Consider the following 15,798-nt stretch of genomic DNA (forward strand, 5'->3'; position numbering starts at 1 on the left):
TCCTTAAATAGTATTTTTAATTTTGTTCTATCAGAGCTTAACGTTTTTCTTCGCTCTGTTTCGTTTCGTTGAGCCCATTATTAGATAAATCCTTTGATAGCTCTAATCGTTTGATGTTATGGTTTTGATAGGTAAATTCTATCAAGAGCATTTTTCTTTTAAATGTTTCTATTAGAACCCTTGTTCTTATTAAAACCTGAGGTAAGAGACTGAGCATGAACATTCGTGACTTTGAATACTTGGTGGCGCTCGCAGAGCATAAACACTTCCGAAAAGCGGCAGAAGCGTGCTTTGTCAGTCAGCCGACACTAAGCGGTCAAATACGCAAACTCGAAGATGAAATTGGACTTCAGTTAACCGAGCGTAGTCCAAGGAAGGTGATATTTACAGAATCAGGGTTACAACTTGTTGAACAAGCCAAGCGTATTCTCAATGAAGTGAAAACTTTTAAAGATATGGCGAGTGGACACGGTGAAGCGATGACGGGGCCAATGCACATTGGTTTTATTCCAACCGTGGGTCCTTACATCTTGCCTAAGATTGTTCCTCATCTAAAAGAGAGCTTCCCAGATCTTGAGCTTTACCTGCATGAAGCTCAGACCCATCAGTTAGTGAGCCAACTTGAAGATGGCAAGCTTGATTGCTTAGTACTGGCTGCGGTTGATGAAACGGCGGTGTTCAAAGAGATCGATGTGTATGACGAGCCGTTAAGTGTTGCCGTTCCATGTGACCACGAGTGGGCTCAGCAAGACACTGTCGATATGCTGCAGCTAAATGGACAAACCGTACTGGCGCTAGGTGACGGTCACTGTTTAAGAGACCAAGCCTTGGGTTTCTGTTTTGCTGCGGGCGCCAAAGATGATGAGCGCTTTAAGGCGACTAGCTTAGAAACGCTGCGTAACATGGTTGCGGCGGGGGCGGGTATTACCTTGCTTCCTCAGTTATCGGTGCCGAAAGAGAAGCAGAAAGACGGTGTGTGTTACGTACCTGCGGTGAATCCAACGCCTTCACGTAGAATTGTCGTGGCTTACCGTCCGGGTTCTCCATTGAAGGGACGTTTCGAGCAATTGGCTGAGACTATCCGAACTCAACTGGAGAAGACGGCTTAGCGCTTGAATTTAGAGCCTAGTCTGGTCAGATATAGATATAAAAAAGGGTTGATATGAATGCATATCAACCCTTTTTGTTGGTTCATGTTACTAGGTTCTACAAACCTTAGTTAGAACAGTTCTTCTACTGCTTCACCTGATGAGGTTGAGTAGATGTCATCATTGAAACGTTCAGTGATGTACTCGGTTGGCTCTGTGCCTTTCTCGAAGTACTCGAACATTGATGAGCTATCGAACTTGTTGGTCAGTAAGCCAGTTTCACGGTCGATTCGAACACGGACGATGTTCTCCGGAATTTCTTTACGCTCAGCAGGAACACCCGCTAACGCCGTACCCATAAAATCAACCCATGCAGGTTCTGCTGTTTTCGCGCCAGCTTCTGCACCAGTAATCTGATTTTTACCAAGGTTCGAGTTCGCTTTAGTACGGCCTAGGTTTCGGTTGTGGTTATCAAAACCAACCCATACCGTAGCCACCATGCCAGGGCCGTAGCCGCTGTACCAAGTATCTTTAGAATCGTTGGTGGTACCCGTTTTTCCGCCAATGTCACGACGCTTCAACGGTTGTGCACGCCAACCAGTACCGTTCCAACCAGTGCCAGCGCTCCAATCACCGCCACCCCAGATGTTGCTGTACATCATTTCACGAACAAGGAATGCGTTCTGTTCAGAGATAACTTGAGGTGCGTATTGTACTTTGGCATCCACATCTTGCTCTGCAAACTCATCAGCCATTGGGTCTGAGGTCATTTTCTGTTGGCAATCGTCTTTACAAACCACTTTTGGTGTCGCTTCAAATTCAGTCTCACCAAATGGTGTCTCAATGCGACTGATGTAGAAAGGTTCAACGTAGTAGCCGCCATTAGCGAATACTGAGTAACCTTGAGCTACTTTCATTGGCGTTAAGCTACCCGCACCCAGAGCAATGGTCTCTGAACGAGGCACTTCGTCAATATCAAAACCAAATCGAGTTAGGTAGTTACGAGTATCATCTAGGCCTACTTCGCGCAGTACACGTACCGCCATTACGTTTTTAGACTGAGCTAAGCCAATACGTAAACGAGTTGGACCCACGTAAGTCGGTGGCGAGTTCTTTGGTCGCCATGCGGTACCTTGGCTCTTATCCCATTGGTTAATCGGTGCATCGTTGATCAGTGAGGCTAGCGTTAAGCCTTTCTCAATCGCTGCTGAGTAGATAAAGGGTTTGATACCAGAACCCACCTGACGAATAGATTGCGTTGCACGGTTGAACTTGTTGTGGACAAAGTTAAAGCCACCGACCATCGACAATACCGCGCCGTTGTTCGGGTTCATTGCAACAAATGCTGTGTTCGCATTCGGTACTTGGCTTAGTCGCCATACAATCGGTGTTTCTGATTCTGCAGTCGCTGACTCTTCTGTCGGCTCTTCAGAGACTTCATCGCCGGTAACGGCTTCATGGCGAACCCAGATTTGTTCACCAACCGCCAGAATTTCTTTCGCTTGAGAAGGCGCTGGTCCTTGGCGGTTATCCGTTAGGAATTTACGCGCCCAGTTCATGCCTTGCCATTCGATAGTGCCTTCACCTTGGTTCTTAACCCAAATTTGAGCACTTTTCGAATCAACCGCGGTAACAACAGCAGGGACTAGGTCACCATAGGTTGGTTGAGACTTAAGGTGTTTAACGATTTGTTCTTGATCCCACGCTGATTGCGCAGTCTGCCACAATACTTTTTCAGCACCACGGTAGCCGTGACGCTCATCGTAGCCAAGTAGGTTCTTAATTGCGGCTTGGTTCGCTGCTTTTTGCAGTTTCGAATCAACGGTCGTGTAGACCTTCATGCCTGATGTATAAGCTTCTTCACCATAGCGTTCCACCATCCAAGCACGTGCAACTTCAGCAACATATGGCGCGCTCAGTTCGATCTCTGCACCGTGGTATTTCGAGATAAGCTCTTCGCTACGAGCGTCATCGAACTCTGCTTGAGTGATGTATTTCTCGTCTAACATACGACGCAATACAACGTTACGACGGTTAGTCGCGCGCTCAACAGAGTAAATAGGGTTCATTGTCGAAGGTGCTTTTGGCATACCCGCAAGGGTCGCAATTTCACTCAGCGTGAGATCAGGAAGATCTTTACCGAAGTAAACACGTGCTGCCGCGCCAAAACCATACGAACGGTGACCAAGGAAGATCTTGTTGACGTAAAGCTCCATGATCTCTTCTTTACTAAGAAGTTGCTCAATGTGGATCGCAATGAAGATCTCTTTGATCTTACGCATAATCTTTTTCTCATTAGATAAGAAGAAGTTACGCGCAAGCTGCTGAGTAATGGTACTAGCACCTTGTTTGGCTGAACCCGACATTGCAACCACGAGTGCTGCACGTGTGATACCGATTGGGTCAATACCTGGGTGTTCATAGAAACGGCTATCTTCGGTGGCAATCAGAGCCTCAACTAAGTGGCGAGGAATCTCGTCATAAGTGACTGGATTACGACGCTTTTCACCAAATTGAGAGATCAGCTTACCGTCTTGACTGAAGACTTGCATCGGCGTTTGGAGTTCTACGTCGCGCAAAGTGGCAACATCAGGCAACTCTGGTTTTACGTAAAAATAAAACCCGAAAATTGTACTGACTCCAAGAATCATGCAAATCAATGTAAATATGAATAATCGCTTTATGAACTTCACCGGATAATCCCTGATTAGTTAAGGCTGATAAGCAGCAAACCCTTGTACTCTAGGCTAAAAACTTAGCTTTCGTTTATTAACGCTTATTTAACTAATAATCACAACCCCTAGATAATCAACGAAATGCTTGGCACTTCAGGAGCTAGGTCACATGGGTTCATCATTAATTACAGGTATAGATATAAATCATCACAGCATCAAAGCCGTGGTACTAAAACCCGTGGGGGAGTTGTATGCCCTAGTGGGATACAAAGAGCTGCCGATTTCGGACGACATTTTTACAGCTAACCATACTTTGGAGTATCAGAAAACTGTTAAGAAACTTAAAGAACTTAGGAAAGGACTGCCTTTTGGCTGTCGCAACGTCGCCATTTCGGTACCTGATAACACGGTGATCAGCAAAGTACTGCAAATAGAGAGTGAGTTAGAAGACAGAGAAAAAGAGTTTTCTATCTATCAAACCTTCGCCCATCAATCTCCCTTTCCTATCGAGGAGCTGAGTTTAGATTTTGTAAAGCTGGAAGACAAACGATTTGGTAAAGGTTCGACAAGCAGTTATCAGGTATACGCCACTCGTAAAGAAGTTGTGGATAGCCGAGCGGATGCATTAACCAAGGCTGGCTTCAAACCTGTGGTGGTGGATACACAGGCGCATGGGCTACTTAATATCTGGCAATTGGCCTCGCGCCTGTATCCCGATAAGAAAAACTGGTTGCTAGTGGATGTTGGAATCGACCAAACCTCGCTAGGGGTTATCCCGCAGAATTCGGCGCCTTTCTATAAAGACATCGCCTTTGGCACTCAAGATCTTCGCAGCTCAGATGACCCGAGTGATATCGAGAGCGTGTTCGGTACTATGGAAGAGACACATCAATTCATTGTTAACCTGATTGAGAAGCTCAAGCGTCAATTGCAGCTCTATTCATCGGGAAATGCGCAGCAACCTATCTCAGGGATTTGGTTGATGGGCGAGGGCGCCAGCATCCCTATGGTAACCGAAGAGCTAGAACGCCATTTTCAGTTGAGCTGCGAGTCATTGAATCCTTTGTCTTTATTTGAGAATAAGGTCGCCAAGAGACGCCGACTGCCGATTGACTGGCAACACTTTGGTATCGCGGCGGGTATGGCGATGAGTGGGCTCAAGTGGCAGGGAGAGAAGCATGTTGCATCAAATTAACCTGCTGCCGTGGCGTGATGAGATTCGTGCTCAGCACAAGAAGCGTTTTATCCATCTGGTCATTCTTGGCGTCATCATTGCGCTTATAGGGCAATGGGCGGTTGGTCACTATTTTCACGATCAACAAGCCAAGCAGCAAGCTCGCCTCAATTACCTCAATCAGTACATTGCTGAGCTCGACCGACAAATTCAGTCGTTAAAAGTCGCAGAGCAAGAACACAAAGCCATTCTGACTCGACTTGATGTGGTTGAGTCGCTGCAGCTTGGCCGTAATAAGACCACCGACTTCATGAACTTGATGCCGGAGCTGATTCCAGAGGGTGTCTATGTCGACAAGATAAAGATGAATGGTCAGGAGATTGAAATGTCGGGCATCAGCGACAGCACTGCTCGTCTCGCCACCATGTTGGACAACCTCGAACGTTCAGATTCTTTGAAAGGGGTCGAGATGCACTCTATCGTTCATAACCGCAAGCGCTTCAATAAAGAGTTTCAGACCTTCAAGGTCTCTTTTGTGTTTAGCCCTGTGTCTTTAGAAAACACAACCGCGAGCAGAAAAGATAAGGGGGCGCATCATGGCTAACCTTCAAAATAGGATTAGTAGGCAAAACAGGATGAGCTTGCAAGATCTCGATGTTGATGAGATCACCGAATGGCCATTGTTGCCTCAGCTTCTCGTGATTCTGGTGTTGATGGTGTTAATCCAAGGTGTTGGCACTTGGCTGTATCTGCTGCCGCTCGACGAGGAACTGAAACAGATGAAGCAACAGGAGCAGACCTTAAAAACGACCTTGAGGATAAAGGCGAATAAGGTTGCAGCCTTGCCTAAGTTGCAGAGCCAGTTGGATGAGCTAACTAGTCGCTACGATTATCTATTAGAGCAGCTGCCCGTTCAAAAGGAGTTAGCGAGCATGTTGGCCTCCGTGAATGAGCTCGGCTTGGATAACTCGCTGACCTTCACACGAATCGATTGGGGGCAAAAGCAGAATAAGGAGTTTCTCTATCGATTGCCTCTCAATATAGAGCTGACAGGTGACTATCACGAGATTGGTGACTTCTCTGCTGCCATCGCCAAGCTGCCGCGTATTATTAGCTTTGATGATGTGAATTGGCAGCGAGTCAGTCAAGAAAGTAGCACGCTGCACTTTAGGGTTCGAGCTTATACCTACCAGTTTAAATCGGAGGTTAATGATGAAACCCAATAGCGCGTTTTACTCAATCGTATTGATGCTTGCGTTGTCAGGCTGCAAAGCTAATCAAGACTCACTGCAAGATTTTGTGGCGCAGGTTGAAGCCAAGGCGAGAAAAGATGTCGAGCAACTTGTCCCAGCAACTGAATTCACGGCGGCGACTTATCAGCGCCGATCTTTGCGTCCTCCCTTTGAACTGCCTAAAGAAGCCATTGTGCAAAACCAACCCTTGGTTAAGAAAGACTGTTGGCAACCCAGCGCCCGTTCTCGTAATGGCAAGTTAGAGAAGTACCCGCTGAGTAAGCTTCGTTTAAGAGGCGTGATGGGCAGTGGCTCAAGCGTGTTTGGCTTAGTGCAAACACCCAAAGGCAACGTGGTAAACGTCAAGAAAGGCCAGTTTATCGGCTTAAACAATGGCCGAGTTACTAAGGTGACGAGCCAATACGTTCAGATTAATGAAACTCTTCCAGATGGCTTAGGTTGTTGGCATAAGCGCAACGTTAGGCTGGCTCTGAAGTAAACCAATGTCACATGATGTGGATATGAGATGTAAATATGATTAAAGGAATAAGTGGATTAGTGAGCAAGGCTCTACAAGGTTTTGCTGTGTCTGTGATGTTGGTTGTTAGCGTGCTCAGCCATGCCGAGAGCTTACCGAACAAATTGGAGAATATTGATTTTAGGGTCAATAAGGATAAAGACGCCGTCATCATTATTGAGCTGGCGACCAGCACAGCAGTGGTGGATGTTCAACGAGCTCAGGAAGGGTTAAGTATCGAGCTAATCAATACTCAAGTTGATGATGACAAGCTCTACCTGCTGGATGTGAAGGATTTCGCTACCTTGGTTGAAGGCATTGAAGTCTATAAAGAGACACCAAGCACTCGGCTTCTAGCGACGATTAGCAATGACTATCAGTATGAATACAACCTAAAGGGGCGCTTTATTGAGGTCGTGATCAGCAAACCGGTGCTCGATGAAGCGACCAAAGAAAAAAGCGTTCTAGAGAAAGAGGGCAAGCTGATATCGATTAACTTCCAGGATATCCCGGTACGAAATGTCCTGCAACTGATTGCCGATTACAACGACTTCAATCTCGTGGTGTCTGATTCGGTAGCCGGAAACCTGACGTTACGCTTAGATGGCGTACCTTGGCAGCAAGTTCTCGACATTATCTTGCAAGTTAAAGGCTTGGATAAGCGTGTTGATGGCAATGTTATCTTGGTCGCGCCGAAAGCGGAGCTCGACCTTCGAGAGCAACAAGCGTTAGAGAAATCGCGCTTAGAAGAGGAGTTAGGGGAGCTTAAATCGGAAATCATCAAGATTAACTTTGCTAAAGCCACCGACATCGCTGACATGATTGGAGGTGAAGGTGCGGTCAGCATGTTGTCCGATCGTGGTTCGATTACCATTGATGAGCGCACCAACTCACTGCTCATTCGTGAATTGGAAGAAAACATTGCCGTGATCCGAGGCATCATTGAATCGTTAGACATTCCCGTGAAGCAGGTACAGATAGAGGCGCGTATTGTCACGGTTACTGAGGGTAATCTTGATGAGCTTGGCGTGCGCTGGGGCGTTTCCTCAACCAACGGAAGCTTCACCGTTGGTGGCTCAATCGAAGGTAACCACCCATCAGCGATTACGCCGTATGACGACGATAGCGGCAGCAGCGTGATTGATGACTATCTCAACGTCAATTTAGGGGCAACATCGCCGAACGCCTCGAGTATTGCGTTTCAGGTGGCCAAACTGGGTTCAGATACCTTACTCGATCTTGAACTGTCGGCACTGCAACAAGAGTCAAAAGCTGAAATCATTTCTAGTCCACGCTTAATCACCACCAATAAAAAGCCGGCTTATATTGAGCAAGGTACTGAAATTCCTTACTTAGAGTCATCTTCAAGTGGCGCTACGTCGGTTGCATTTAAGAAAGCCGTGTTGAGTCTTAAGGTGACACCGCAGATCACACCCGACAATCGTTTGGTATTGGATTTGAGCGTGACTCAAGATAGGCCAGGGCAAGTGGTAAAAACTGGAACCGGTGAAGCGGTCGCCATTGATACGCAAAGAATAGGTACGCAAGTGCTTGTTAATAATGGTGAAACTGTCGTGCTTGGCGGGATATTTCAGCACAGCGTGAGCAGTACAGTGGATAAAGTTCCTCTGTTGGGGGACCTGCCAGTTTTGGGCGCATTGTTCCGTCGCAGCTATGAAAATGTGGGTAAAAGTGAACTACTTATTTTTGTCACACCCAAAGTTGTGATTCAGTAATGAACAATTAGATTAAAAATAAAGTTGCATTAGTGGCACCTAACCTTGATAATTTCGGGTCTTATCACGAATTATCTGTGAGGAATCGGTGCCACGGGCCTTTTAATTTCAGTACTTGTACTGACCTACCTTGTGGCGATGTCATTGAATTAACGTTGTAAATTACTGCTAAAAACATGGCTGAGAAACGCAATATTTTTCTTGTTGGCCCAATGGGCGCCGGCAAAAGTACAATTGGTAGACACCTAGCTTCCCAACTTCATATGGAGTTTCTAGACTCTGACACTGTGATCGAAGAGCGCACTGGCGCAGACATCGCATGGGTTTTTGATGTTGAGGGCGAAGAAGGTTTCCGTAAGCGCGAAGAATCTGTAATCAATGATCTGACAGAAGAACAAGGTATTGTTCTTGCGACAGGTGGTGGTTCAGTGTTGAGCAAAGAAAACCGTAACCGTCTATCTGCACGAGGCATTGTTGTATACCTAGAGACAACAATTGAAAAGCAACTTGCTCGCACTAACCGCGACAAGAAACGCCCTCTACTTCAAACAGACAACCCGCGTGATGTGCTAGAAGATCTAGCTGTATCTCGCAACGCACTATACGAAGAAGTGGCGGACTACACAGTTCGTACTGACGACCAAAGTGCAAAAGTGGTAGCCAACCAGATCGTAAAAATGCTAGAAGAACGTTAAGTTCATTTTTTCGGAGAGCAAACCCATGGAACGGATTACGGTCAATCTAGCTGAGCGTAGCTACCCTATCTCTATTGGCGCCGGGTTATTTGAAGACCCGGCGTACCTTTCTTTTTTATCAGGTAAGCAGAAAGTTGTTGTTATCAGTAATGTGACAGTAGCGCCTCTTTATGCTGATAAAATTTTATCGCTATTGGATCAAGTCGGCTGTCAGACATCTCTTCTCGAGCTGCCAGACGGTGAACAGTACAAAACCCTTGAAACGTTCAATTCAGTGATGAGCTACATGCTTGAAGGAAATTACAGCCGCGATGTGGTGGTGATTGCTTTAGGAGGTGGTGTTATCGGTGACTTGGTCGGTTTTGCTGCCTCTTGTTACCAGCGCGGTATTGATTTCATTCAAATCCCGACGACCCTTCTTTCTCAAGTGGACTCTTCTGTTGGTGGTAAAACCGCAGTAAACCATCCTCTTGGTAAGAATATGATCGGCGCTTTTTACCAACCGAAATCTGTGATCATCGATACCAACTGTTTATCAACGCTTCCAGAGCGTGAGTTTGCAGCGGGCATTGCTGAGGTGATCAAATACGGCATCATTTACGATGAAGCCTTCTTTGATTGGTTGGAGCAGAATCTAGAGAAACTTTATCAACTTGATGAAGAAGCACTGATTACCGCGATTGCTCGTTGTTGTGCAATTAAGGCTGAAGTGGTGGCTCTAGATGAAAAAGAGTCAGGAATCAGAGCGTTATTGAACCTAGGTCATACATTTGGTCATGCGATTGAAGCAGAACTAGGCTATGGTAATTGGCTACATGGTGAAGCTGTGTCGTCAGGCACTGTAATGGCAGCTAAAACAGCTCAATTACAGGGACTGATCTCTCAGCAGCAACTTGAGCGAATTATTTCTATACTCAAGAATGCGAAACTACCAATCCATACGCCAGAAAGCATGTCTTTTGAAGACTTTATGAAGCACATGATGCGCGATAAAAAAGTGCTGTCTGGTCAGTTGCGTTTGGTATTACCAACAAGTATTGGTACTGCTGAAGTGGTTGCTGATGTGCCTCAAGACATCATTAAACAAGCGATCGATTTCTGCCGTACTCTTTAAATTTGGTTGTGAGGTTGCCTAGCTAAACTCTAGGCAACTGAAGCGTTTTACTGATCGATCTTATCAGTAGGGATCCCCAATGAGTTTGGCTCATGAATTAAGAGTATTAGAGTTAGAATCTCAAGTTGAGCTGCTAGAGCGCTTACAGCTTTTGACTAACTTTGGTTCAAACCTTGTGACGGTGGCGGGCAAAGCTGGCTCTGGCCGATCTTGGTTGGCTCAGCGTTATCTTGAAGCATGGTCGACAGAAAAAAATCAGTGTTTACTGCTTTGTCATCCAAGCCAAGACGATCAACAACGCCGTGCGCTCATTCTTAGCCAAATTGTTTCTGATCCCCTGTTTAATCAACATGATTCTTTATCGGATAGCCTAACAAGGTTACTGGATGGAGAACCGTGTAATGTGGTTATCGTCGTTGATGATGCCCAACGACTTTCTGAGCTATTGGTATCCGAATTATGGATGTTGGTACTGGAAGCTCAATCAAACCCTCAATGGACGATCAATATCGTTCTCTTCTCGGAACCTGGCCACTTAGATACGTTATTAACGCGTTTGAGCTACGGTCAACAACACAAACCTATCGATCTTGAGATCGATGACCTTTCGCAACCAGAAGCTGAACATTTCTTTGAATCACTGGTGATTCGATATGTTGATGATGAGTCTGAAACTTGCGTGCGACGTGCGTTTAATAAAGCGCAACCTCTGCCCGGTGAGTTAATGGCTTTAGGAGAATTGAAAGTGGAAAAAAGGATTATTATTCGCTCAATTATTGGCTCACCCATCAATATCGCGATTGTGGTGGCCTTGCTGTTGATTTTAATTGGTGGTGGTTATTGGTGGATGTTCAGTCAACCAACCCCTGACGATAAAGCGCAATCTCTTATCGCTCCGATTGAACAGACAGCTATCCCAACTTTTGAAGTGGAAAGTGGTACCGAGCAAGCTGGAATCGACGGAATGGACGATTCTGAAGCCGAAGCTGACATGAGTTATCAAGGTGCTGATGACGACAGCTCATCTTTGCCACCGACTGTCGTTGAAGATACCGCGAGTGTTGGAGAAGTCGAACAAGATCAGCAGCGTGTCGTAATCACCTCTGATGTGGTTGATGCCTTGCTTGATGATAAACCTGAAAGTGCCGATACCAGTGCGATTGATGCTGCTGTTGAAGAAAACACAGGTGCCGCGGTGAGTTCGCAATCAGATGCAGACAAAGTGGAGTCACAGCCTTCAGCCGATGAAGCAACAGACCTAACACAGTCCACGCCACCGACTAAGAAAATTACATTCTCATTTTCTCGCGAAGAGTTACAAGCTATCTCTCCGCGAGCTTATACTTTGCAGTTGAGTGCGATGACCTCATTGGACGACGTACAGTCTTTCATTGAAGAGTATGACCTTGAGAACAAGGTTCGTATTTACCCAACACTTCGCAACGACACCAAGTGGTTTATTATCACTTATCAAGATTACCCAACGATTCAAGTGGCGAGAGACGCGGTAAGTGCGTTATCAAAACCCCTTCAACAGTTGGAACCTTGGGCAAAATCGATGAATCAAGTGCATCGAGAGATAGAACGTGCGAAATAACCCTGAGCTTAGCCTCAAAATATGTTACATTCCGCAGCCTTATTTTTGAGTTGATAGATAGAGCAGTAAATGAAAAAGCAGCGTGCCTTTCTAAAATGGGCTGGTGGTAAATATGGCCTAGTTGAAGACATCCAACGTCACCTGCCACCTGCTCGTAAATTGGTAGAACCGTTTGTCGGTGCCGGCTCAGTATTTCTGAATACTGACTTTGAACAGTACCTGCTTGCAGATATCAATCCCGATCTTATCAACCTGTACAACCTGCTTAAAACCGATCCTGAAACTTATATCACGGAAGCGAAGCGCTGGTTCTGTCCTGAGAACAACCGTAAAGAAGCCTTCTTAGATATTCGCGCTGAGTTCAATGGTACAGATAACGTCATGTATCGTTCATTGGCTTTCTTGTATATGAACCGATTTGGCTTCAATGGCCTATGTCGTTACAACAAGAAGGGCGGTTTTAACGTTCCATTTGGTTCTTATAAAAAACCTTACTTCCCAGAAGCTGAGCTGGAATTTTTTGCCGAGAAAGCGAAAAAAGCCACTTTCGTCTGTGAGGGATACCATGAAACCTTTAGCCGCGCGCGCAAAGGCTGTGTGGTTTACTGCGATCCTCCATACGCACCACTGTCGAACACGGCAAACTTTACCTCTTACGCAGGTAATGGCTTTAGCTTAGATGACCAAGCTGCACTGGCGGATGTTGCTGAAAAAGCAGCGATGGAACGAGGCATCCCTGTCTTGATCTCAAACCATGACACCACCTTAACGCGCCGTTTATACCATGGTGCAGAACTGAACGTGGTCAAGGTTAAGCGCACCATTAGCCGTAATGGCGCAGGGCGCAATAAAGTCGATGAGTTACTGGCACTTTTTCATAAAGAGAAAAACCAGCAACACGCTTCAGAAGAATTGTAGCGGCCAACATAACCCTCGAACTCATTAAATTGAGTGACCAACGGGTACTTTCATAAACTAATCTTTCGAACTGCTAGGATCTGCTTAGTTGCTTAGGTAGAATTGCACACCAAATAGTCTTGGAATTGAGTCTTGTATTTGTATATGAGATGTCACAAGGCGGTGATATTCGCAATTTACTCACTCTTAAGAGGTTTGGTATGAAAGATTTTCTAATCGCTCCATCGATTTTGTCTGCAGATTTTGCTCGTCTTGGTGAAGACGTAGAAAAAGTACTCGCAGCTGGTGCTGATGTTGTGCACTTCGATGTGATGGACAACCACTACGTACCTAACCTGACTTTTGGCGCGCCTATCTGTAAAGCGCTGCGCGACTACGGTATTACGGCTCCTATCGATGTTCACCTTATGGTTAAGCCAGTAGACAGCATCGTGCCTGAGTTTGCTAAAGCCGGCGCATCAATGATTACCTTCCACGTTGAAGCTTCAGAGCACATCGATCGCACTCTACAGCTAATCAAAGAGCACGGCTGTAAAGCGGGTGTGGTTCTTAACCCTGCAACGCCGCTTTCTTGCTTAGATTACATCCTAGACAAAGTAGACATGATTCTACTGATGTCTGTGAACCCAGGCTTCGGCGGTCAATCTTTCATTCCGCACACGCTAGATAAACTACGTGCTGTTCGTAAGCTGATTGATGAGTCAGGCCGTGACATTCGCCTTGAGATTGATGGCGGCGTGAAGGTTGATAACATCCGTGAAATCGCAGAAGCGGGCGCAGATATGTTCGTTGCGGGTTCAGCTATCTTCAATCAACCAGATTACAAAGAAGTGATTGATGAGATGCGTGCAGAGCTTGCAAAAGTAAACGCATAATCGTAAAACTACAGATAGATTGAATATTAAGGGGCTCATTGGCCCCTTTTTTACGTCTTATAGCTCAACTCATAAGACGAACATAATAAATAGGAAAGTAAGATGTCATTAAGCTCAATAAAACTGATCGCCTTTGATTTGGATGGAACCTTGTTAGACAGCGTGCCTGATTTGGCCGTTGCTGCTGACCAAGCTTGTCAGGAGTTGGGCTTCCCTTCAGTGAGCGAAGAACAAGTTCGCGACTACGTAGGTAATGGTGCTGATGTTCTTATCGGACGTTCACTCAGCCGCAACCTGACGGTTGACCCAAGCCTTGAGCCAGAGCTCCTGAAAAAAGCGCGCATCCTGTTTGATGATTTCTATGAGCAGGGCGGTCACAAGCTAAGTCACCTTTACCCATCGGTTAAAGAGACGCTGGCTGAGCTGGATAAAGCCGGCTTCACTATGGCGCTGGTTACCAACAAGCCATCGAAGTTTGTACCAGACGTACTGGCGCAACACGGTATTGATAAGTACTTTGTTGATGTGTTGGGTGGCGACTCTTTCCCAGAGAAAAAACCGAACCCAGTCGCTCTGAACTGGTTGCTAGAAAAGCACAATGTAAAAGCGGAAGAGATGTTGATGGTTGGCGATTCAAGCAACGACATTAAAGCGGCTAAGAATGCAGGTTGTCACTCGTTTGGTCTGACTTACGGTTATAACCACGGCGAGCCGATTTCAGCATCAAACCCTGACTATGTCGCGGATAACGTCGCGCAATTACTAGATGTCGTTCTAGTTTCAGCATAAAGCGGACAAAAGTTAGCTAACCTACTAGCAAAATACTTATCAATGAGTACACTGGATGAGCCGTACAGAAGAGCTGTGCGGCTTTTCTATATTTAAGTTAAGAAGCTAAGCGTTCAATAAACTTAGCGAATAAGCAAAGGAATTAAAACCATGAGCAAGCCCATCGTATTGAGTGGTGTTCAACCATCTGGTGAACTAAGTATCGGTAACTACTTGGGTGCTCTACGTCAATGGCAACAGATGCAAGATGATTACGATTGCCAATACTGTGTTGTAGACCTTCACGCAATTACGGTTCGCCAAGACCCGAAAGCACTGCATGAAGCGACTCTAGACGCACTAGCAATCTGTCTTGCTGTCGGTGTTGATCCAAAGAAGAGCACGCTATTTGTTCAGTCACACGTACCAGAGCATGCTCAACTTGGTTGGCTTCTTAACTGTTACACACAAATGGGTGAACTGAGCCGTATGACTCAGTTTAAAGATAAGTCTGCACGTCACTCAAACGACGTAAACGTAGGCCTATACGACTACCCAGTGTTGATGGCCGCAGACATCCTGCTTTACGGTGCTCATCAAGTGCCTGTAGGTAGCGACCAGAAACAACACTTAGAGTTAGCGCGTGATATCGCAACTCGCTTCAACAACATCTACGGTCCTGAAACGCCAATCTTCCAAGTACCAGAACCTTACATTCCAACAGTGAATGCACGTGTAATGAGCCTGCAAGATGCGACGAAGAAGATGTCTAAGTCAGACGACAACCGTAAGAACGTGATTACTTTGCTAGAAGAACCTAAGTCGATCATCAAGAAGATCAACAAAGCGCAAACCGATGCAGAAACACCACCACGCATTGCTCACGATTGGGAAAACAAAGCGGGTATCTCTAACCTAATGGGTCTGTACTCTGCAGCGACAGGTAAAACGTTCGAAGAGATCGAAGCGCAGTACCAAGGCGTTGAAATGTACGGTCCGTTCAAGAAAGACGTAGGCGCAGCATTGGTTGAGATGCTTGAGCCGATTCAAGCTGAATATCACCGTATCCGTGCTGACCGTGCCTACATGGACGCAGTAATGAAAGCCGGTGCTGAAAAAGCCTCTGAACGTGCTGCAGTGACACTGAAAAAAGCATACGAAGCAGTAGGTTTTGTTACTCGCCCATAGGGTGAACTAACACAACTCGCTTGAGAATTTGAGCCCAAAGTAGCTGTTGTTTACTTTGGGCTTTTTCATGCCCATTCCATTTGCCTTCCTCGAAACCCCCTTGTTTGAATTGATAATTTACCCAGTATTTAGCTAGCATATCCATAGCTGTAATGCTGTGCAGATGATCTTATTTGGTACCCTCAAGCTTTATAAAATCACACTCGTTTCTATATATGTTG

The 15,798-nt window shown here is 45.9% G+C and carries 15 protein-coding genes; 13 read left to right on the forward strand and 2 right to left on the reverse strand.

Annotated features, from left to right (window positions below):
- Positions 1-37 precede the first annotated feature (37 nt).
- Entirely contained in the window at positions 38-217 is a 180-nt protein-coding gene (locus tag LMH68_RS09310) for a hypothetical protein (RefSeq protein WP_229647423.1), read from the reverse strand.
- On the opposite strand from LMH68_RS09310, the gene oxyR reads away from it, so the two are divergent.
- Positions 216-1,109 carry a DNA-binding transcriptional regulator OxyR gene (gene oxyR, locus LMH68_RS09315; protein WP_017061132.1) on the forward strand — a complete coding sequence of 298 codons (894 nt, stop codon included), beginning with the start codon at positions 216-218 and terminating at the stop codon, positions 1,107-1,109. The genes LMH68_RS09310 and oxyR overlap by 2 nt on opposite strands.
- A 110-nt stretch (positions 1,110-1,219) precedes the next feature.
- Here the strand turns inward: oxyR and LMH68_RS09320 are convergent, their stop codons facing one another.
- A complete protein-coding gene (locus LMH68_RS09320) occupies positions 1,220-3,781 on the reverse strand; it encodes a penicillin-binding protein 1A (protein WP_229647424.1) in 2,562 nt (853 codons plus the stop codon).
- A 151-nt stretch (positions 3,782-3,932) separates the two neighbouring features.
- Here LMH68_RS09320 and pilM point away from each other — a divergent pair, with 151 nt between their 5' ends.
- The 12 genes from pilM (at position 3,933) to trpS (ending at position 15,577) form a co-directional block, all read left to right on the forward strand.
- Positions 3,933-4,958 carry a type IV pilus assembly protein PilM gene (gene pilM / locus LMH68_RS09325; protein ID WP_017061130.1) on the forward strand — a complete coding sequence of 342 codons (1,026 nt, stop codon included), beginning with the start codon at positions 3,933-3,935 and terminating at the stop codon, positions 4,956-4,958.
- Positions 4,942-5,541 (forward strand): PilN domain-containing protein, encoded by a 600-nt coding sequence (locus LMH68_RS09330; protein ID WP_017061129.1) that lies wholly within the window; start codon positions 4,942-4,944, stop codon positions 5,539-5,541. The genes pilM and LMH68_RS09330 overlap by 17 nt, the downstream gene beginning before the upstream one ends.
- Positions 5,534-6,163 carry a type 4a pilus biogenesis protein PilO gene (locus LMH68_RS09335; RefSeq protein WP_017061128.1) on the forward strand — a complete coding sequence of 210 codons (630 nt, stop codon included), beginning with the start codon at positions 5,534-5,536 and terminating at the stop codon, positions 6,161-6,163. Before LMH68_RS09330 ends, LMH68_RS09335 begins: the two co-directional genes overlap by 8 nt.
- The gene (locus tag LMH68_RS09340) at positions 6,150-6,668 is read left to right on the forward strand and encodes a pilus assembly protein PilP (protein WP_017063694.1); all 519 of its coding nucleotides are present in this window, start codon (positions 6,150-6,152) and stop codon (positions 6,666-6,668) included. The genes LMH68_RS09335 and LMH68_RS09340 overlap by 14 nt, the downstream gene beginning before the upstream one ends.
- Positions 6,669-6,703: 35 nt before the next feature.
- On the forward strand, positions 6,704-8,422 hold the full coding sequence (locus LMH68_RS09345) for a type IV pilus secretin PilQ (protein WP_032545762.1): 1,719 nt from the start codon (positions 6,704-6,706) through the stop codon (positions 8,420-8,422).
- A 176-nt stretch (positions 8,423-8,598) separates the two neighbouring features.
- Positions 8,599-9,117, forward strand: coding sequence for a shikimate kinase AroK (gene aroK / locus LMH68_RS09350; RefSeq protein WP_017061125.1), 519 nt, complete (start codon positions 8,599-8,601; stop codon positions 9,115-9,117).
- 25 nt (positions 9,118-9,142) lie between these two features.
- Positions 9,143-10,231, forward strand: a complete 1,089-nt coding sequence (gene aroB, locus LMH68_RS09355) for a 3-dehydroquinate synthase (protein ID WP_017061124.1) — start codon at positions 9,143-9,145, stop codon at positions 10,229-10,231.
- 79 nt (positions 10,232-10,310) lie between these two features.
- Positions 10,311-11,828 carry an AAA family ATPase gene (locus LMH68_RS09360; RefSeq protein ID WP_017068836.1) on the forward strand — a complete coding sequence of 506 codons (1,518 nt, stop codon included), beginning with the start codon at positions 10,311-10,313 and terminating at the stop codon, positions 11,826-11,828.
- Positions 11,829-11,897: 69 nt separating this feature from the next.
- Positions 11,898-12,746, forward strand: a complete 849-nt coding sequence (locus LMH68_RS09365; protein WP_017061122.1) for a Dam family site-specific DNA-(adenine-N6)-methyltransferase — start codon at positions 11,898-11,900, stop codon at positions 12,744-12,746.
- 200 nt (positions 12,747-12,946) lie between these two features.
- Positions 12,947-13,621 (forward strand): ribulose-phosphate 3-epimerase, encoded by a 675-nt coding sequence (gene rpe / locus LMH68_RS09370; RefSeq protein ID WP_010435263.1) that lies wholly within the window; start codon positions 12,947-12,949, stop codon positions 13,619-13,621.
- Between the two features lie 102 nt (positions 13,622-13,723).
- Positions 13,724-14,410, forward strand: coding sequence for a phosphoglycolate phosphatase (locus tag LMH68_RS09375; RefSeq protein ID WP_017061120.1), 687 nt, complete (start codon positions 13,724-13,726; stop codon positions 14,408-14,410).
- A 150-nt stretch (positions 14,411-14,560) separates the two neighbouring features.
- Positions 14,561-15,577: a tryptophan--tRNA ligase gene (gene trpS, locus LMH68_RS09380; protein WP_016796005.1), complete on the forward strand. Its 1,017-nt coding sequence runs from the start codon at positions 14,561-14,563 to the stop codon at positions 15,575-15,577.
- Positions 15,578-15,798 lie beyond the last annotated feature (221 nt).

The organism is Vibrio sp. F13 (assembly GCF_020806305.2).
Lineage (GTDB): Bacteria > Pseudomonadota > Gammaproteobacteria > Enterobacterales > Vibrionaceae > Vibrio > Vibrio crassostreae_C.